Origin of the sequence: Kribbella shirazensis, assembly GCF_011761605.1 — a bacterium.
GTDB classification, from domain to species: domain Bacteria; phylum Actinomycetota; class Actinomycetes; order Propionibacteriales; family Kribbellaceae; genus Kribbella; species Kribbella shirazensis.
This window is the reverse complement of the sequence record NZ_JAASRO010000001.1, coordinates 318,266-336,022: the sequence shown is the minus strand read 5'-3', so window position 1 is coordinate 336,022 and position 17,757 is coordinate 318,266. Positions and strand designations below refer to the sequence as shown.

Genomic DNA, 17,757 nt, shown 5'->3' with positions numbered 1-17,757 from the left:
CGTGCAGGGTACGGGGGATTTGGGTTTGTGCTGCAAGCCGGTGTCGGCCGGGGATCAGGTGGTGAAGGATTGCTCGACGAGCCGTCGTGCCTGGTGCAGGAGCACCGCGAGCCTGTCGGGTCCGAGGGCGCCGGCGTCGTCGACGATCGCCAGCGCCACCGGATGGGGTTCGGGGGTGACCAGAGGGATCGCCCCGCTCGTGCGGCCCTCGACGACCCAGTTCGGCATGATCAGAACGTCGTCGGCGACGGTGGCGCGTGCCTTGGCGAGCAGGCCTTCCTCGGTCGGTGGAACGAGTTCTGGACGGCCGCCCCAGCCGGTGCGCTGGCGTGCGACGCGCAGAATGTGCAGCGCCTCCTCGTCCGGCAGGTCGACCAGGAGCCGCAGACCGGGCGCGGAGACGTTGATCGGGAACGTGCCGGTCCAGAACGCTAGCGGTTCGGAGCCGCTGGTCTGCCGCAGGAGGTAGAGCAGTTCGTCACGCCACAGCATGCACATCGTCATGGTGATGTCACGATGTTCCGTCGTGAGCTGCTCGAAGACTGCGCTGGGTCGTTTGATCAACGGCAGGCGGGCGGTCGCCGAACTGAGTGCGAGCACACCGTAGTCGGGGGCGAAACGGCCGTGGTGTTTGCGGACGTAGCCCACCTCGCTCAGCGTGGCCAGGATCCGGGAGGCCGAGCTCTGGTGGATCCCGATCCGGCGGGCCACCTCCGTGGCCGTCATCGGTTCACCCTCGTCGACGAGCATCCGCAGGATGTGCAGTCCTCGGGCCAGAGCCTGGTTGCTGCCGGCTCCTGGCAGGCGGAGCTCCGGACCCGGTCCAGCCGTGCTCGACGTCGCGGCGGCATCGGCGTCGGTCACGGCCGTCCATCCCCGCCACGACGAAGGATCCGAGCGTCCTGGTCGGAATAGCAGCGGACCGAGAAGATCGCGGCCGGCGCGGCGCCGTTCACCGCGTCGACCTCGATGGTGAGCTCATCGGTGCTGACCACTTCGTCGAGCGTGAGAGCCCAGCGGCTCTGGTGGTGATCGTGCACCTCGGCCAGTACTCGTTCGCCCGACAGGACCCGGAAGTCCCGGACACAGTGGGGCATGGCGTCTTCCGGCTGGCCGTAGAGGACCGATTCCATTGCGTGGTCGAAGTCGGTGTCGAACGCGAGCTCGATGCGGCCGAGGTCGATCGGGTCGTCCCAACGCAGGGTCAGGCTAGGACGTGGGTCGTCGAACTCAGCGATCCAGGCATTGGTCGCGTCTGTGGGGCGGTCGACGCCGTTGGAGACAGCAGACGGATCACCCACCCGGACGGGCGGATCGAGGGTCAGCGCAAGGTTCCGACCGTCGGGACGCCTGATCGGGGACCAGAACTCGAAGCCCGGGCATCCGGTGCCGGGATCCTCGGGTTGGTCGCGGCGGTGACGGAGCGGAACGAGGCCGGTGACGAGTTGGTCGGAGACCCGGACCGCAACCTGGTCGTTGGCGAGCAGGCAGATTGTGGCGTAGCCCGCCTCGGCGAGATCGGCGTCGAAGTCGATCTTGACCAACTGGTCGTCGCCGGCGTCCAACCGGATCTCTTTCCCGGAGAGCACCTGATCCGGCGTGTAGTCGTCCGGGCGCCGGCCCTGGCGGAGCTCCACTCTCAGGACGGTCGGCTCGGACACGTCGAGCCGCAGGCCGAGCTGGGGTACCGGGCCGGCAGGCAGCGGGAGCAGCTGACCGCGGTCCTCGGCCAGAGGTACAGCGGATCCGTTGTCCGGCAAGGATCCGAGCGCGAGCGCCGAGCTCGCAGACACCCGTGCCCTCCCCACCAAGTCGTCGCCGTCTCGGAGGGCGTGCTGCGGAATGTGCTGCCCACGACGCAGGAGTTCACGCTGCAGCTCGGCCATCGCCCCTGGCTCGAGGAGGTCGCCCGGCAGGCGACCGTCGCGCAAACACAGAGCCGCGGCCACCGCAACGGCCTGAGCACAGTGCGCCGAGGTACCCATCACCCGGGTGGATCCGAAGGCGACGTGGCTGGCGCTCATCACCCGGCCGGCCAGGAACAGGTTGTCCACGTCCCGGCTGACCAGGCAGCGATACGGGATCTGGTAGGTCCCGCGGCTGTGCAGTTGGTTGCAGCCAGGCTTCTCGCTGAAGACCCCGTCGGCCGGATGCAGGTCGATCGACCAGCCGCCGTAGGCAACGGCGTCGGGATGCTGGGTCTGGCCGAACACGTCGTCCTGACGGAGCATGTAGAGGCCCTCGAACCGTCGGCTCTCCCGCTTGCCAGGGATGGTCCCGACCCACTCCAGCGTCAGGTTCTCGGCGTCGGGGAACTCTCCGGAGTTCTTCAGGTGGTTCCAGACGCCGTACACCACCTGCCACAGCCGCCACTTGATCGTCTCGGTCTCGTGGACGGTGTCGAGGCGTCCGCCCCACTCGATCCACCAGAGCCGGCAACCGTCTTCACTGGTGTTGAAGTTGCGCGCCCGCGGGATCGAGTCGAGGTCGGACAGCGCGAAGGCCGGCGGGGTGAACCGTACCGGGTGGCCGACATCCTTGCTGTAGAAGTAGATCGAGTGGCCGAGGAGATGGCCGTAGTCGTCGGACGGGGCGAACTTCTCACCGAACTCCGAGCTCGACTCGGCCCCCATCCGGAACGCCGCACCGGCCAGGAAGGCCAGCGCGCCGTCACCACTGGAATCCAGGAACAGGCTTCCGCCGATGTCGTACCTGGTCGAGTTCTGGCTGCAGAACGCTGAGACACGTTCGATCCGGCTGCCGGATCCGTCGGCCATCTCCACGTCGACAAGGGCCGTGTTCAGGAGCACGGTGAGATTCGGCTCGGCGGTCGCCTTCTCCAGCAGCACGGTGTCGAAGATCAGCGGGTTGCCGTCTGGGTTGCGGTAGGTGTTCTCGACGAGGATCTCGTCCACGACACCGCCCTCACGTGCCCACCGGTTGTTGTTGCTCATGTGCGCGGTGGCTCCGAGGACCCACAGCCGCACCTCCGACGACGAGTTGCCGCCGAGTACCGGCCGGTCGTGGACGAGGATCACGTGGACTCCTGCGCGGGCCGCCGTGATCGCGGCGCAGGTGCCGGCCAGGCCACCCCCGACGATCACCAGGTCGGCGTCGTATCGCAGGCTCCGGAAGGTACGCCGATCCACGGCCGGCGCGACGAGAAGCCTCTCCCGGTCCGTAGACGCGTCGAGAGCGGACGGCGAAGACTCGCTTGTACTGCGCATGGGGGGACTATAGGAATGCGCATGACGCATGACAAGAGCTCGATGCTGCATTTTGTGCATTACGGAGCGCGACGGATCGCGAGCTGGCCGAGTCTGCTCGTCAGCTGGGCGGTGTCGCAGGGGACGACATCCCGCTCACTGTGGGCCTGGGCGTCGTGGCGCGACCGGCTGCAGGATGGCCCTCTGCTGCGGGGTTACACGGGCCAGGAGTTCGTCGGAGTAGCTGTAGCCCCAGCGGGTGGTCGCCCACGACGGGCCGTAACGGTAGATGAGGGCACGGCGCTCACCGGGATTGGTGCGGGTGGATGCGCCGTGGGACAGGCCGTCGCAGAACAGCAGGGCGTCGCCCTTCTTGAGGTGCATCTCCACCACGCCGGGCATGGTGTCCATCGTCGTGTCCCAGCTCTTGTACTGCTCGAACTGCGGGTGGTTCATGTTCGACTTGTGGCTGCCTGGGATCACCAGCGTGCCGCCGTCGCCGGGGCCGATGTCGGTCAGGGCCATCAGGATGTTGACCTGGCCGCAGCGGAAGACGCCGTCCTTGTAGCGGTACTGTCCCCGTACGGCGCCGCGGTAGCCGCCGGAGTGCACCGGGAAGAAGCCGCCGTCCTGGCGGATCGTCGCGAAGCACTCGTCGATGAACAGGCCCTCGACGTAGCTGTCCTGCTCACCGCAGTAACGCCGTACATGAGCGAGCCAGGACGGGTGGTCGATCAGCCGCTCGAATTCCGGTCCGCCTTCGACGATGTTCTGGAGCTCGACGCCGGCGTTGCCCGGGTTGTCGTCGACGCGGTGCACGTTGCCCGCCCAGGCCTGCGGCTCGAGCTCCGGGAAGTTGTCCAGTGCCGTGTTGAGCTTGTCGACGAGATCGGGTTCGAGTGCCTGCTCGAGAACCAGGTAGCCGCGAAGGTCGAACAGGTAGTCGTCCAGTTCGGTCGGTGTCGCCATGGGAGGCAGCCCTTTCGGATGGTGTGATCAGGTGGTGTGATTTCACTTCACCGTAGGGCGCGGCCATGCGGTAGTGCTTCTCGTTCGGTGGCGGGCTGGTTCTCATTTCATGTGCAGGAGATGTGGTCGATGATCGACGAGGTGCTACCTGCCGACGGGCTGTTGTTCACCCGTCGCGATCAGGTCGAGGTGATGACGGTCGCGCACCGGCATCGCGGTGTTGAGTTCAATCTGGTCGCCGGCGGCACCGCGACGTACCTCCTCGACCGCCGTCGCTACCACCTGGCGCCTGGCGCCCTCGTGTGGCTGTTTCCGGGCCAGGATCACCTGCTCGTCGACGCCTCCCCGGCCTACCGGGACTGGCTCTGCGTCTTCGATCCCGCGGTGCTCGGCATCGACAACCCGAGCGAATGGATCAAGCCGTTCTACATTCCTGATCCGCCGGGCCTGTTCGCCCGCCGCTTGGGAGTCGACCAGGCCGGATGGCTGGACACACTCTTCCGGCAGGCGGCAGCTCCCGGCCACCCCGAGCTGGAACTCGCCGCCCGGCGCCACGCGATCCTCGCCGCCTGGCAGGCATTCCACGCTGCGCCGGCAGCCACGCCGACAACCGTCGTACACCCAGCCGTGGCAGAGGCTGCCGGACTGCTGCGGGAGCAGCCGTCCGTGTCGACGCTGCCCGAACTGGCGCGGGCGGTAGGCCTGAGCCCGCACCATCTCAGCCGTCTCTTCGCGCAGCAGATGGGGACGAGCATCACGCGCTTCCGCAACGAACAACGCTTCCGCCGCTTCCTGGACGTCTACGGCACCGGTCACGGCGTGACCATGGTCGATGCCGCGCTCCTGGCCGGCTTCGGAAGCTACCCCCAGTTCCACCGCATCGTCCGCTCGATCACCGGAACGAACCCAGCTGACTACCTCAGCAACCACCCGCGCTCGGCCTCACCCGTTCATCCGAACGCCTAGAAATGGGCGCACGTCCGTGCGGTTCCAGGGGGCGTACGGCGTCGTACGGGAGTGTCTGCGATCGATGACCAGCAGGTCTTCCAGCAGAACGCGCCGCGGTAGCGCCCGGACTGGATCGAGAGGGCATCGCTGCGGCACGTGGCCGCGGTCGTCAAGACCACAGGGACTGCATCTGCATGTTCCTCTGGATCGTACGGCGGCTTCGATCGAGGTCGTCGGCTCGCGCGCGGTGTGGCGCAGGTTTTGGAGGAGCGTGAGGCCGAGCGCTACGCCACGGAGCAGCGGAAGAACTCCCGCAACGGGCGGCTCTATCTGGACGTGATGCGCAACGCGTACGGGCAGACCGCCGTACGCGGTCAGGGCTCGTTCCGGTGCGCCGCTCGGGGTCGAGCGGGACGGTCAGTTCGGCCAGGCGGGGTTGCGGCCGAGGTGGGACACGATGCGGTCGAGGGGGTCGTGGCCCGGCCACGGGACGTCCGGCGCGAACGGCGTGCCGGGGGCGTGGCGGATGTCGCCGGTGGGGACGAGTTGGGCGACGTCCTGGGCGGCCTCGAGGACGGCGGGAGAGAAGGTCACCGCCGTACCGAGGGACTTCGCGACGTCCCAGCTGTGGACGACGTAGTCGATGAAATGAAAGCTGATCGCCTGCGCACCGGGGAAGGCGGCGTCCGGGCCGAACTCGTGGAGCGGGAAGGTGCGCTCCGCGACGCCGGGCTGGGCGAAGGCGTCCAGGACGTGCTCGGCGGACTCGACGTACGCCTTCACCGGGTCGTCGCCGAGGTCGCGGAGCTTCCAGACCTCCGGGTCGGCGTCGCCGCGGGAGGCGGCCGCGAAGCCGTAGTGCTGGGTGGCCATGTGGGCGAGCAGGCCGTAGAGCGTCCAGGCCCGGCACGGGGTCGGCGCGGCGAGGTCGGCGGGGGTCGCTGTGCTGACCAGCTCGATGCTGGTCCGGACGGCTTCGGCGTCGAGGGTGACGTAATCAATGGTAGGCATGCGCATATCATAAGCGCACGCATATGATTGCGCCAGTGTTACCTTTTCGGGCATGGCAACCGAGCGTCCCGACCTGGCGGCGATGCTGTATCCGCTGGTGCGCGAGCTGATCGCGCTCGAGATGCCGGTGCTGGCCAGGCACGACATCTCGATGTGGGGCTATTCGGTGCTCACCGCCCTCGACGACACCCCGGTCCGCACCCAGGCCGCGCTGGCCGAGGCGATCGGCGCGGACAAGTCCCGCATCATCGGCACCCTCGACGAACTCCAGCGGGCCGGGCTCATCGACCGCACGCCCGACCCGGACGACCGCCGCGTCCGCCTGCTCTCGATCACCGCGCAGGGCCGCAAGGTGCGCCGTGCCGTCCGCAAGGACATCCAGACCCAGGAGGCACAGGTCCTCGACCGGCTCCCGCCGGCGGACCGCAAGGCCTTCCTTCGCATCCTGCAGGAGCTGCACACCTCACGCTGACGGTGGAGGACGATCACCCGCGCGGGTGATCCGGGTCCCGACCGGCGTCAACAGACTGGCCGTATGAGGCGAGCGGTGATGGCGTGGGCGGCGGCGTACGGCGTTCTGCGGATTTGGTACGCGACCGGGCATGCGCCTACCTGGGAACTTCCCGGCGACGATCTCCTGATCCCGAACTGGGCCGCGGTCGTCGCCTGTCTTCTCACCGCACTGGCCGTGGTCAGAGTTCGCCCGCGCTTGCTGTGGGTCCTCGCCGCGGGCTGGCTCGCCGCGGCGGGATTCGTCCTGCTCGACCTGGTCGCCGCCGTGCTGCCAGGCCTCGGCATCCCGTTCGACCTGCCCGGAATGCTGAGCCGGCTCGGCGCGGTCGCCGGCGCCGTACTTCTCGGTCTCCTCGCCAGAGAACACCAGTCACGTCCCCTGCCGTGGCCGCCCTGGATCTCGATCGCGGGTGGTTGCGCCGCGGTCGCCGGGTGCCTGACCAGGCTCGGGGCGCAGGCGGTTGTCGGCTTCGAGAAGATGCCGTACGGCGGAAACCTGTCGATCCTGCTTTTCGAAAGCGGTTTCGTCCTGGTGGGAACCGTCCTTCCGTTCCTGCTCGTGCACCCGGTCGGCCACCGTTTTCCTCGCTGGCTCCTGGTGTTGCCGGGCTACACGCTCGGCGCCGGGATGACGGCGTACTTCGGTGTCGGACTGCTGCAGATGATCGTCAACGCAGTCCAAGGGCAGGCCGCGTACGGCGACGTCGGCCTCCCGGAGAGCTTCTTCTGGGTCGCGGTCCCGGCGTACGTCGTCTGGGGCGCCGGCCTGACGATCGCCGCGCGCGGCTACCAATTCGCCGCCGTGAAGGCAACCGATCCGGTGTGTGATCTTCAAATCACCCAGCGTTGAACCAAGTAGAGCGTTCAATCGTTCGAAACAGGCACATGACCAACCACACCGCGAGGAGTGAGGCCCTGTGCAGGTGCTAGAACGTTTTCAGAAAGAAGTGACCGGCGTTTTCCGGATCGTCGTCGGGTTCTTGTTCGCCACCCACGGCGCGGCGGCGCTGTTCGGCGTACTGGGAACCGACAAGGTCGGCCTGTTCGTCTGGCCGTCCTGGTGGGCGTCGTTGATCCAGACCGTCGGCGGCGCGCTGGTGATGATCGGGCTCGGCACCCGGTACGCCGCGCTGCTGTGCTCGGGATCGATGGCCTACGCGTACTTCACTGTGCACCAGGCAGGTGCTTTGCTGCCTGTGCAGAATGGTGGCGAGAAGGCGGCACTGTTCTGTTTCGCCTTCCTGCTGATCGCTTTCCTGGGCAACGGCGCCTGGGCACTGGAGCGGGCGGCGCGAGCGCAGCAGGCAACCGTAGCGACCGAGTGACCGATGTCAGACCCCATGCCCCACAGAGCAGGAGCGCCGATGGCCGACGACCGGGCGATGCTGCTGCGTGAGCTGCACGACGTGCACGCTCCTGCGCTGTGGCGGTTCGTCGTCCGGCTGACCGGCGACGAGCGGCTGGCCGAGGATGTCGTCCAGGAGACCCTGCTGCGGGCGTGGCGCCGGCCGAACATCCTGGCCGAGGACGAACCGGGCGCCCGGGCCTGGCTGTTCACGGTGGCGCGCAACCTTGTCATCGACGACCGGCGCAGTGCCCGGGTCAGCCGGGAGATCGCCAGCGACGACCTCCCGGAGAATCCGAGCGCCGACCACGCGAACGCAGTACTCGACGCATGGCTGGTCGCGGAGTCACTGGCACAGTTGTCGGAGGAACATCGGCAGGTGATCGTTCGCGCGTACTACGGGCGTCGTACGGTCAGTGACATCGCCGAGGAACTGGACATCCCGTCGGGCACCGTGAAGTCGCGGCTGCACTACGGGCTGCGGGCGCTGAAGCTCGCGCTGCAGGAGAAGGGGGTGACGAACCATTGAGTGACCCGTACCGGGAGTGGGACGCGGCCTACCTCCTCGGCGCGTTGTCGGCCAAGGACCGGCACGTGTACGAGGAGCACCTGCACACCTGTGCCGAGTGCTCGGCCGCCGTCGGGTCCCTGGCCGGCGTACCGGGGATGCTGGCCGCGATGCCGGCCGAGCGGGCGCTGGCCACCGTCACCGCCGAGGCGCCGAATCTGCTGCCCGGGCTGGTCCGCAGCGTCCAGCGGGACCGGCGCCGGCAGCGGATCCGGTTCGGTGCGCTGGCCACCGCGATCGGGATCGCGGCGGCCGTCATCGGCGCATTGGTCGTGGTCCCGCTGACCCGCGACGAGCCGAAGGGCGATTACGTCGTACTGGCCCAGACCGTATCCAGCAAGCTCTCCGCCGACGCCCGGCTGGTGCCGGAGCCCTGGGGTACGACGATCGAGATCAGCTGCCGGTACGACGAACTCGCGACGCCGAGCGAACGCGCCCGGGGCTACGAGCTGTACGTCACCGACACGTCCGGGAAGGTCGAGCTGATCGCGAGCTGGACCTCCGCCCCCGGGACGACCGTGAAGCCGGCCGCGACCACGAAGCTGAAGCGCCACGAGATCAAGGCGCTGGACATCCGCAGTTCGGAAACCGGTCGCGTCCTGCTCGCCGTTCGCTTCTGAACGGGAATGCGCCGCGTGCGTCGGGGCACCTGGAAGGAAAGGTCGGCGGTCGCTCGAGAGGCCGCCGCCCCAGGCCCCGGTGTTCAGGGACGTGCACCGGGGTCGCAGCACGCTGTGATTCGGCTGAGTCGTGATGCGGCTGAGAAGAAGAATCGGGTGAATCTGTAACACTCGGCCCGTCACTACCGATACACCGTGTGTAACGCCACTGAGGATCCCGTCCCAGGTCGTCCGCCCGAAGGGCCTGGGCCGGGATTCTCGATGCTCATGAGGCGCCAGGCAGCGTTACGCACGAGGGCCCCCGGTGATGCTCACCCGGGGGCCTTCGCGCTGCGTACCCTCCCTAGGACGCTTGCTCGGTCGGGCCTTCCGACGTCGGCAGAGCGATGCGTTCCGCCGGGAGGCGTTCCGTCCGCTCGTTGCCGTCGTCGCCCTCGTACTGCACCAAAGCGGTCCATCCCGACTCCTCGTGGTCGCGGCCGATCAGCCAGCCGCGACGCCATTTGCCGTCCGCGTGGACGACGACATGACTGGGCAGAGGGAGACGGGACACCAGCTCGGTGCCGGGCTCGAACTCGGTCATGGCCGAAGGCTAGGGCCAAACCGCGCGCGGCGCCTCTTGAAGGCGTGTTCCCCCAGGCTCTTCTCAGAGTCCGGACGACAGTCCGAATGCTTGTACCGCGTCGTTCACCTTCAGGGCACGGCCGCCTGGTATGTGCGTGACCCAGCCCTTCCGGAACGCGTGCGAGCAGAGCGCGGCGCCGACCGCGCCGGCCAGATGCGGGCGGCGCTCGGTCACGTCCAGACACGAACGGACCGCCGGGCGACCCCGCCGTACCGGGAGCTCGATGCCGAGATCTTCCAGCCAGGCTTGGCCTTCCGGCGTCAGGGCGATCCCGTCGGACCAGTCGATCAGGCCGCGTTCGGTCATCGCGTCGGCGAGCGCGACGCCGAGCTTGCCGGCCAGGTGGTCGTAACAGGTGCGGGCCCGTGCGAACGCGTCCCGCTTGCTGACGGCCGACAGGCTGTTCGCCACTTCGGTACGTCGCGGCGCCAGCGCGGCAAGCCCTTCGAGCAGTTCGGCCGTGTCCGGTCCGGCCAGCTTCACGTACCGGTGCCGGCCCTGCCGTACCTCGGTCAGCAGCCCGCCGTCGACCAGCAGGTTGAGATGCTCGCTGATCGTCGGCCGCGACACTTTCGCCAGCCTGGCCAGCTCCGTCGCCGTCCACGCCCGCCCGTCGAGCAACGCCAGACACACCGTCGCCCGGGTCCCGTCCGCGAGCATCCGCGCCCAGCCGGCCAGCTCCGCACCCTCGACAGTCATACCACCCATCATGCCGCCCGCACGGTGAGGCCGCCGCCGAACAATCCCGTACCTAACGTCGGTCTTCGTGAGCCACCTGACGATCGAACCTTCCATCCTGTACGTCGGTACGCCGGTAGCCCTGCTCAGCACCGTGAACGACGACGGCACCGCCAACCTCGCCCCGATGTCGTCCGCGTGGGCCTTGGACGACGTGGTGGTCCTGGGCCTCGGCGCCTCCGGGCAAACGGCCACCAATCTGCTCGCCCACCCGGAGGTGGTGATCAACTATCCGTCGCCCGACCTCTGGCAGTCGGTCGAACGCCTTGCCCCGCTGACGGCCGCCGACCCGGTCCCTGTGCACAAGCAAGCCCGTTTCCGCCACGAACGCGAGAAGTTCGCCGCGGCGGGCCTGACCCCGGTCGCCTCCGAACTCGTCGCACCGCCGCGCGTCGCCGAATGCCCACTGCAGTTCGAGGCAACTGTCGTCCAGGCAGATTTAGATGCCAAAGGCAACTTCTTGATCGTCCAGGCCCGGGTACTCCGAGTCCACGCCGCCGAGCACGTCGTCGTACCCGGCACCTCCCATGTCGACCCCGCCGTGTGGTCCCCGTTGATCTACAACTTCCGCCACTACTTCGGAACAGGAACCGAGTTGGGCGAGTCCTTCCGCACCGAGACGCCCAGGTAGACGGGCTTACGGGTGGGTGTCGGTGATGGTGATGACCTCGTCGAGGCGGTCGAGAGCGGCTTGGAGGTCGTCGACCTTGGCCTGGATGCGGTCGCGCTCGGCGCGCAGCATGGCTCGCTGCTCGGCGTCGGTGTGCCCGGAGTCCCAGCACGGAAGGAGTTCCGCGATCCTTCGGCTGGTCAGGCCGGCGGCGTACATCTGCTGGATGAAGCGCACCAGCGTGACGGCGTCCTGCCGGTAGAGGCGCTGGCTGGACGGGCTGCGCTCCGCGGTGAGCAGGCCCTGCTGCTCGTAGTAGCGCACAGCACGCACAGAGACGCCGGCGCCTCGCGCCACCTCGCCGATGCGGACCAGCTGCTCGGCCGGGGTCTTCGTGACGGACAACGCGACTCCTCTCACTCCGATCCCGGCGGTCAACACTTGCCTCTGACGTCAACGTCAGGTTTTAGCGTACCGGCTATGGACATCACCAACTCAGTTGCCCTTGTCACCGGAGCCAACCGCGGCCTCGGCCGCGCCTTCGCCCAGCGCCTGCTCGAGCGGGGTGCGCGCAAGGTCTACGCGACGGCCCGCCGGCCGGAGACCGTGGACCTGCCCGGGGTCGAGGTGCTGCCCCTCGACATCGCCGATGCGGCGTCGGTGAAGGCCGCCGCGGCCCTCGCCCCTGACGTCTCGTTGCTGGTCAACAACGCGGGCATCCAGACGGGGACCGATCTGGTGACCGGTTCGCTGGATGCGGTGCGGCACGAACTGGAGACCAACGTGTTCGGCCACCTGGGAATGATCCGGGAGTTCGCACCGGCGCTCGCCAGGAACGGCGGAGGTGCGATCGTGAACGTCCTCTCGGCGATGTCGTGGTTCGGGGTGAAGGGCGCCAACGCCTACCACCTGACCAAGGCCGCCGCGTGGGCCATGACGAACGGCGTCCGTCTGGAGCTCGCCGAGCAGGGGACGCTCGTGACGGCGGTGCACCTCGGCCTCGCCGACACCGACATGTCCGCGGGCTGGCCCGTCGACAAGCTCGCGCCCTCGGACCTGGCGGACGCGGCGCTCGACGGTGTCGAGGCAGGTTCCGCCGAGGTCCTCGCCGACCAGTGGAGCCGGGACGTCAAGTCCCGGCTACCGCTGACGCCGGAAGAGTTCAACACCGCGATGGACCGCGCCCTGGCGGCCCTGACTGCGGCCTGAGCCCCTCGGTCCCGCCGGCTCGATCGGTCGAGAAGTCACGACATCTGACGCAGGCGGTCGAGTTCCTCGTCGTTGAGATGGACGTCGAGGGATGCCAGTACGTCGGGGAGGTCCTGGGCGGGGACGTGGCGTTCCGTCGTCTTCCCGTCGGCGTGTTCGACGGTGAGAGTGTCGCCGACCAGCCGTCGTACGACGCCGTCGGCGACGCGCATCACGACGGGGCGGCCGGTGAACGGGGAGTTCGGGTGGGTGGAGACGTAGTGGTGGTAGACCTCGTAGTCGATCGGGCGGACCGGTTCGTCGTTGGAGGCATGCTGAGGGTCCCAGCCGTCGGCGGTCTTCTTCGACAGGGTCCAGAGGTCACCGTCGAGCGTGAGGCGGTGATCCCAGCCGGCCTGGTCGACGACGGCTCCGTCCTTGAGTGGGGTCGGGTAGAGCTGACCGGCGCCGAAACCCACGTCCGCCAGGAACTCCTGCCCGTCGACACCCACCTTGAGCAGTGCATGCGTCCGCGGCCCGGACTTGTGCGGTTGGACCCGGGCAACCCGCCGTACGACGTCGAACCCGAGCTGCTCCAGTGCGGCACCGAACAGCAGCGCGTGCTCGTAGCAGTACCCGCCCCGCTGCCGCCTGACCAGCTTGGCCTGAATCGCGTCCAGAGCAATCCCGGGGTGCGTACCGAGGACCACGTCGATGTTCTCGAACGGGATCGCGAGCACGTGCGCGCGATGCAGGCTGCGCAACGCGTCGGCGGACGGTGCCACGCGGTCGTGGCCGATCCGGGTGAGGTAGGCGTCCAGGTCGAGGCTCTCGATGTTCCACATGACGGCTACCTCAACAGTTCCAGTTCACTTGAAGTCAAGCTCGGTGAACAACGTGAGCTGGATCCCGCCGGGCGTCTCGAGGCGGGCGTTCAGCGAGTTCCACGGCGTCCGGGTCGGCTCGGCGACCACCGTCGCGCCGGCGTCGGCCAACCGCTGCGTCGTCGCCGTCGCGTCGTCGACCTCGAACGCCACCCGGTACTTCCCTGCCACCCGCCGCCCGACCTCGACCGCGTCGATGAACTCGGCCTGCCCCTGGTCGGCGAGCTCCAGTGTCGCCCGCTCGACCTCGAGGATCGTCACGCGACCGTCCTCCGACGAGTACGACTCCCGCTCCGGCAGTCCGAGCACGTCCCGGTAGAACGCCACCGCCTCGTCGTAGTCGTCCACTGTCACAACCAGCCGCAACTCTTTGACACCCATGCGGCCAGTATCTCTACAACCGCGAGACCTGGTAGTGCGCGATCAGCCAGCCTTCTTCGGTGCGGCGGAGCAGCACGCTCAGATTGACTGTGAGGGTGGGCCGGTCGGTGAAGGTGAAGTCGACTGTCAGGTACCCGAGGATCAGGTCGTCGGCCAGGTCGCGGGTCTCCAGGAGTTGGTACTGCGGAGACAGTCCGAGCGGCTGTCCGTCGTAGTACTCGGCGACGGCGTCACGCCCGACGCCGTACGGCTGCAGCCCCTGGAAGATCGCGTCCTTCGTGAAGAGGGCTGCGACGCGTTGGGGATCGTGGTCGTCGATACCCGACTTCCACTGGTTCAGGATGTCGGTGAGGATGTCGTTCATGCGAGTCTCCTTGAGGGATGCTGGATCAGCAGCGCGGCAACCGCGGCGAGGGCCACGACGCCCGCGCTGACCAGAAGTGCTTGCTGGTATCCGTTGTGCAGCAGGGGTCCGACCGCCAGCGGCCCGGCGATCTGGCCGAGGCTGTAGCCGGTGGTGAGGATGGCGACCGCGTGCGGCACGCGGAGTTCGGTGCCGATCGCGATCGCGAGGTTCGCGACGCCGAGGAACGTTGCTCCGAAGAGCGCGGCGGAGATCAGTGCCGCGGCGACGCCATGGACGATCGTCGGTAGTGCGATACCGGCCGCCTGGAGGACCAACGCGGCCAGGAGGAGAGTCGGCCGCGGCCAGTGGCGGGCGAGGCGGGCCCAGAGTGCTGTGGACGGTGCGGCGGCCAGGCCGACGACTATCCACGCGCTGTTGCCGACCGGTCCCGACGCCGTTTCGTTGATCGCGGCAACGAGAAACGTGCCCGCGATGATGTAGCCGATGCCTTCCAAGGTGTAGCTGGTGAGGAGGGCGGTGAAGTGGCGTGACCGACTCCCGCGATCAGCAGCCGGCGACGGTGATCCGGTGAGGTGCCACGCCGGGATCGTGCAGGCGACGGTGAGGGCAGCTGCGATCCACCACGCCGTACGCCAACTGTCGCCGACCACGACCACGCCTGACAGTGCGATGCCTGCGCCGACGCCGCCGAAGGCCCAGCCGACGTGGTGGCTGTGCAGCCGGGGGAGTACGGCGCTCACCGCGATCACGAACACCAGTGCGCTCGCGATCCCCGCGACCAGGCGCAGACCGAGCCAGAGCAGGCCGCTGTGGCCCAGCGGCATCAGCGCGAGAGTCGCGGCCAGCACCACAAGTGACAGCCGGAGCGCCCAGCGGGAGTGCAGCAGTCGCGGTGCGAGGACCGCCGCCAACGCACCGGCGAGGTAGCCGGTGTAGTTGGCGGTCGCGAGCGCTGCGCCGAGCCGCGGTGACAGGCCCGCCTGGGTGTGCATCATCGGCAGGATCGGCGTGTACGCGAACCGGCCGATCCCCATCCCACCGGCCAATGCCGCCGCACCCTGACCCGCCAGGCGCCATTGCTGCATGTCAGTGGCCCGCCTGCTGGCCGCCGTCGACGTGCAGGATCTCGCCGGTGACGAACTTCGCGCCTTCCAGGTACGTGACCGCGTCGACGATCTCGTCGATCTCGCCGAGCCGGCCGACCGGGTGCAGGGCCGCGAGGAACTCGTGCGTCTCCTCGGGGTGCATCGACGTCCGGATCACGCCCGGCGAGACCGCGTTGACGCGGATGTTGCGGGTCGCGTACTCGGTGGCCAGCGACTTCGTGGCGGAGTTCAGGCCGCCCTTGGTCAGCGCGGCCAGGGCTGCCGGAACACTGCTGAAGCCGCGGTCGGCGAACGTCGTGGTGATGCTGACGACGTGGCCGCCGTCGGGGTTCTCGAGCATCGCCGCGATCGCCCGTCGGGTCGTGTCGAAGAAGCCGCGCAGGTTGAGGGCGACGACCTGCTCGTACTCCTCGTCGGTGTACTCGGTGAACGGCTTCGCGACGAAGACGCCCGCGTTGTTGACGAGGGTGTCGATCCGGCCGAACGTGTCGAGGCCCTGCTCGACCACCCGGGCGCCGACGCCGGGCTCGGACAGATCGCCGGGTACGGCGAGCACTTCGGGGTCGTCGGAGCGCGTGATCGTCCGCGAGTTCGCGACGACGGCGTAGCCGAGCTTGCGGTACGCCGTGACGAGCCCGGCGCCGATGCCCTGGGAGGCTCCGGTGATCACGGCTACCTTGCGGTGGTGGTTCATGGTTCGCCTTTCTCGAGGTGATGTACTTCGAGAGTTGTCGAATCATGGGTGCTTTTCCACGACCGGTTCGCTCCCAGCTGGGAGGCTCGGCCTACTACGCTGCGGGTGTGGAGCTGCGACAGTTGCGGTACTTCGTGGCGGTCGCCGAGGAACTGAACTTCGGCCGGGCCGCGGCCCGGTTGCACATCGCGGGCCCGTCCCTGTCGCAGCAGATCAAGTCGCTCGAGCGGGACCTCGGGGTGCGGCTGTTCGAACGCGATCGGCGGACGGTCCGGCTGACCGCGTTCGGGGAGACGCTGCTGCCGCAGACGCGGGCGTTGCTCGAGCAGGCCGACGCGTTACGCCGTACCGCTCGGGGGTTCGCGGCGAACGAACCGGTGCGGCTGGGGTACGTCAGCTGGCGGCCGGCGGACCTGGCCGAGCGGGTGTCCGGGATCGCGCAACTGCTCGTGGACGCCTGGGTGATGCCGTCGCACACACAGGCCGCGCGGGTCGCGGACGGGAGCATCGACCTGGCGATCTCCTGGGTGCGCGCGACCGACCTGGCAGAGCGCGAGCTGTCCGGTGCGTTGCTGGGCGCGGATCGCTTGTTCGCGGTCTCCATCGGCGGCGCCGGGCCGGTGCGGGCGCGGGACACGGTCGTGCTGGCCGACGCCGACACCGAGGCCTGGGCGTCGTGGAACATCTACGCGGTGGAGTTCGCCCGCGCGACCGGCGCGGCGGTCACGCGGATCGAGGACCACGGGATCACCGGGCCCGCGTTCTTCGATCACGTACGGCGCCTGGGCGTGCCGGTCGTCAGTTCGCCGAAGCGGGACGCGACGCCGCTGCCGCGGGACTTCGTCCGCCGGCCGGTCGTCGATCCGATCCCGGTGTGGACGTGGGCGCTGGTGTCACGACAGGACGAGACGCGCCCCGCCGTACTCGCGACCGTCGACGCGCTGACGCGGGACGTGAAGGTCGAGTTCGATCCGAACGCGTGCTGGCTGCCGGCCGACGACCCGTTCCGTGCGGAGCTCGGCGCCTGACGACGCCCACGCCATCACAATCCGCGGCTCCGCGTCCGGGCCCGCGGGAGCCGACCCGATGAGCGCGATTGTGATGGCCTGGGCATCCGGCTACCACGCCTGCGTCAGGGCGGTGGTGTTCGGTGAGGGTGTGAGGCGGTAGCCGGTGTGCGCCGAGAACTCGGCGGACAGGCCGAAGCGGTCGCCGCGGACCAGGGTGTGGCGCCACTCGACGGGGCGGTTCTGGGAGCTGCCCTGACGGATGATCGAGAACGCGGCGGCCTCGGGCGGGCAGTGCAGGAGGGTGCGTTCGGCCGGCGTGGGTACGACGGCGCGGATGTCCTCGCGCCCGTGGTCGAGGGTGATGCCGGTGCGTTCGGCCAGCTCGTTGTAGAGGCTGGTGTGGGTGAAGTCCGCACCCAGTAGCGGCTCGGCGAGTGTGGCGGGGAGCCAGACGCGGTCGAGGGCGAGCGGCTCGTCGCCGGCGTACCGCAGCCGCTCCAGGTACAGCAGCGGGATCGACGCCTCGAGGTCGAGCCGGGCCGCGACCACACCGTCGGCGCGGACGTCGAGGGTCCGTACGACGCTGCGCTGGGCGAGTCCCGCCTCCTCGACCGACGAGAACAGGCTGTAGAGCGCACCCATCGGCTGCCGGATCTCGGGTGCTGTCGCGACCCTTGGCTGGCGGCCGCGCTCCGCGATGATCAGGCCGTCGGTGCGCAGTTGCGCGAGCGCCTGGCGAACGGTGTGCCGGCTGACCGCGTACTCCTCGACCAGCGCGAGCTCACCCGGGAACGCGTTGTCGAACTCGCCGGACCGCAGCCGCCGTACCAGGTCCGACTGCAACTGCTTCCACAGCGGTCCTCCACCGGCCCGGTCGAGCCTGCGCACGTTCACCCAGTTCCTCCAGGGTTGCCAAATGTCCGGTCATCTCCTACCGTGAATGTACGTACATTTCTTGCAGGAGGGAACCGGCT

General features: G+C 68.7%; 22 protein-coding genes and 1 pseudogene. 10 read left to right on the top strand and 13 right to left on the bottom strand.

Annotated elements, in window-relative coordinates; genetic code table 11:
• Positions 1-54: 54 nt before the first annotated feature.
• The 3 genes from BJY22_RS01635 to BJY22_RS01625 all read right to left on the bottom strand — a co-directional run bounded on the left by BJY22_RS01635 (position 55) and on the right by BJY22_RS01625 (position 4,175).
• Positions 55-864 (bottom strand): helix-turn-helix domain-containing protein, encoded by an 810-nt coding sequence (locus tag BJY22_RS01635; protein WP_167203408.1) that lies wholly within the window; start codon positions 862-864, stop codon positions 55-57.
• Positions 861-3,227 carry an FAD-dependent oxidoreductase gene (locus BJY22_RS01630; protein WP_167203407.1) on the bottom strand — a complete coding sequence of 789 codons (2,367 nt, stop codon included), beginning with the start codon at positions 3,225-3,227 and terminating at the stop codon, positions 861-863. Before BJY22_RS01630 ends, BJY22_RS01635 begins: the two co-directional genes overlap by 4 nt.
• Positions 3,228-3,362: 135 nt before the next feature.
• Positions 3,363-4,175, bottom strand: coding sequence for a phytanoyl-CoA dioxygenase family protein (locus tag BJY22_RS01625; RefSeq protein ID WP_167203406.1), 813 nt, complete (start codon positions 4,173-4,175; stop codon positions 3,363-3,365).
• A gap of 129 nt (positions 4,176-4,304) precedes the next feature.
• Between BJY22_RS01625 and BJY22_RS01620 the strand changes: the two genes are divergently transcribed.
• On the top strand, positions 4,305-5,141 hold the full coding sequence (locus tag BJY22_RS01620; RefSeq protein ID WP_167203405.1) for an AraC family transcriptional regulator: 837 nt from the start codon (positions 4,305-4,307) through the stop codon (positions 5,139-5,141).
• A gap of 138 nt (positions 5,142-5,279) precedes the next feature.
• Positions 5,280-5,480, top strand: a pseudogene (gene ligD, locus BJY22_RS43240) (non-homologous end-joining DNA ligase LigD); the annotation flags it as partial.
• A gap of 60 nt (positions 5,481-5,540) precedes the next feature.
• On the opposite strand, the gene BJY22_RS01615 reads toward ligD, so the two are convergent.
• Positions 5,541-6,134 (bottom strand): TIGR03086 family metal-binding protein, encoded by a 594-nt coding sequence (locus BJY22_RS01615; protein ID WP_238350264.1) that lies wholly within the window; start codon positions 6,132-6,134, stop codon positions 5,541-5,543.
• 52 nt (positions 6,135-6,186) lie between these two features.
• Between BJY22_RS01615 and BJY22_RS01610 the strand changes: the two genes are divergently transcribed.
• The 5 genes from BJY22_RS01610 (at position 6,187) to BJY22_RS01590 (ending at position 9,180) form a co-directional block, all read left to right on the top strand.
• The gene (locus BJY22_RS01610; protein WP_167203403.1) at positions 6,187-6,606 is read left to right on the top strand and encodes a MarR family winged helix-turn-helix transcriptional regulator; all 420 of its coding nucleotides are present in this window, start codon (positions 6,187-6,189) and stop codon (positions 6,604-6,606) included.
• A gap of 63 nt (positions 6,607-6,669) precedes the next feature.
• Positions 6,670-7,497, top strand: a complete 828-nt coding sequence (locus BJY22_RS01605) for a hypothetical protein (protein WP_167203402.1) — start codon at positions 6,670-6,672, stop codon at positions 7,495-7,497.
• A 97-nt stretch (positions 7,498-7,594) separates the two neighbouring features.
• Positions 7,595-7,972 (top strand): DoxX family protein, encoded by a 378-nt coding sequence (locus tag BJY22_RS01600; protein ID WP_337758011.1) that lies wholly within the window; start codon positions 7,595-7,597, stop codon positions 7,970-7,972.
• Between the two features lie 39 nt (positions 7,973-8,011).
• The gene (locus BJY22_RS01595) at positions 8,012-8,521 is read left to right on the top strand and encodes a sigma-70 family RNA polymerase sigma factor (RefSeq protein ID WP_272954807.1); all 510 of its coding nucleotides are present in this window, start codon (positions 8,012-8,014) and stop codon (positions 8,519-8,521) included.
• Positions 8,518-9,180, top strand: a complete 663-nt coding sequence (locus tag BJY22_RS01590) for an anti-sigma factor family protein (RefSeq protein ID WP_167203399.1) — start codon at positions 8,518-8,520, stop codon at positions 9,178-9,180. The genes BJY22_RS01595 and BJY22_RS01590 overlap by 4 nt, the downstream gene beginning before the upstream one ends.
• Positions 9,181-9,523: 343 nt before the next feature.
• Here BJY22_RS01590 and BJY22_RS01585 read toward each other — a convergent pair whose 3' ends face one another.
• Together BJY22_RS01585 and BJY22_RS01580 are read right to left on the bottom strand one after the other, a co-directional pair.
• The gene (locus BJY22_RS01585) at positions 9,524-9,763 is read right to left on the bottom strand and encodes a hypothetical protein (RefSeq protein ID WP_167203398.1); all 240 of its coding nucleotides are present in this window, start codon (positions 9,761-9,763) and stop codon (positions 9,524-9,526) included.
• A 63-nt stretch (positions 9,764-9,826) separates the two neighbouring features.
• On the bottom strand, positions 9,827-10,504 hold the full coding sequence (locus BJY22_RS01580) for an ArsR/SmtB family transcription factor (RefSeq protein ID WP_202890953.1): 678 nt from the start codon (positions 10,502-10,504) through the stop codon (positions 9,827-9,829).
• 67 nt (positions 10,505-10,571) lie between these two features.
• Between BJY22_RS01580 and BJY22_RS01575 the strand changes: the two genes are divergently transcribed.
• Entirely contained in the window at positions 10,572-11,174 is a 603-nt protein-coding gene (locus BJY22_RS01575; protein ID WP_167203396.1) for a flavin reductase, read from the top strand.
• Between the two features lie 6 nt (positions 11,175-11,180).
• Here BJY22_RS01575 and BJY22_RS01570 read toward each other — a convergent pair whose 3' ends face one another.
• A complete protein-coding gene (locus BJY22_RS01570; protein WP_167203395.1) occupies positions 11,181-11,558 on the bottom strand; it encodes a MerR family transcriptional regulator in 378 nt (125 codons plus the stop codon).
• 75 nt (positions 11,559-11,633) lie between these two features.
• Between BJY22_RS01570 and BJY22_RS01565 the strand changes: the two genes are divergently transcribed.
• Entirely contained in the window at positions 11,634-12,362 is a 729-nt protein-coding gene (locus BJY22_RS01565; RefSeq protein WP_167203394.1) for an SDR family oxidoreductase, read from the top strand.
• 35 nt (positions 12,363-12,397) lie between these two features.
• Here the strand turns inward: BJY22_RS01565 and BJY22_RS01560 are convergent, their stop codons facing one another.
• The 5 genes from BJY22_RS01560 to BJY22_RS01540 are packed head-to-tail and all read right to left on the bottom strand — an operon-like array spanning position 12,398 to position 15,773.
• Positions 12,398-13,186, bottom strand: coding sequence for an arylamine N-acetyltransferase family protein (locus tag BJY22_RS01560; RefSeq protein ID WP_167203393.1), 789 nt, complete (start codon positions 13,184-13,186; stop codon positions 12,398-12,400).
• A gap of 24 nt (positions 13,187-13,210) precedes the next feature.
• Positions 13,211-13,606: a VOC family protein gene (locus BJY22_RS01555; protein WP_167203392.1), complete on the bottom strand. Its 396-nt coding sequence runs from the start codon at positions 13,604-13,606 to the stop codon at positions 13,211-13,213.
• A gap of 13 nt (positions 13,607-13,619) precedes the next feature.
• Entirely contained in the window at positions 13,620-13,970 is a 351-nt protein-coding gene (locus BJY22_RS01550) for an SgcJ/EcaC family oxidoreductase (RefSeq protein ID WP_167203391.1), read from the bottom strand.
• The gene (locus tag BJY22_RS01545) at positions 13,967-15,058 is read right to left on the bottom strand and encodes a YbfB/YjiJ family MFS transporter (RefSeq protein ID WP_202890952.1); all 1,092 of its coding nucleotides are present in this window, start codon (positions 15,056-15,058) and stop codon (positions 13,967-13,969) included. Before BJY22_RS01545 ends, BJY22_RS01550 begins: the two co-directional genes overlap by 4 nt.
• 1 nt (position 15,059) lies before the next feature.
• Entirely contained in the window at positions 15,060-15,773 is a 714-nt protein-coding gene (locus BJY22_RS01540; protein ID WP_167203390.1) for an SDR family NAD(P)-dependent oxidoreductase, read from the bottom strand.
• Between the two features lie 107 nt (positions 15,774-15,880).
• Between BJY22_RS01540 and BJY22_RS42285 the strand changes: the two genes are divergently transcribed.
• Entirely contained in the window at positions 15,881-16,801 is a 921-nt protein-coding gene (locus BJY22_RS42285; protein WP_167203389.1) for a LysR family transcriptional regulator, read from the top strand.
• 90 nt (positions 16,802-16,891) lie between these two features.
• Here the strand turns inward: BJY22_RS42285 and BJY22_RS01530 are convergent, their stop codons facing one another.
• Positions 16,892-17,677: a UTRA domain-containing protein gene (locus BJY22_RS01530; protein WP_167203388.1), complete on the bottom strand. Its 786-nt coding sequence runs from the start codon at positions 17,675-17,677 to the stop codon at positions 16,892-16,894.
• Positions 17,678-17,757: the final 80 nt, after the last annotated feature.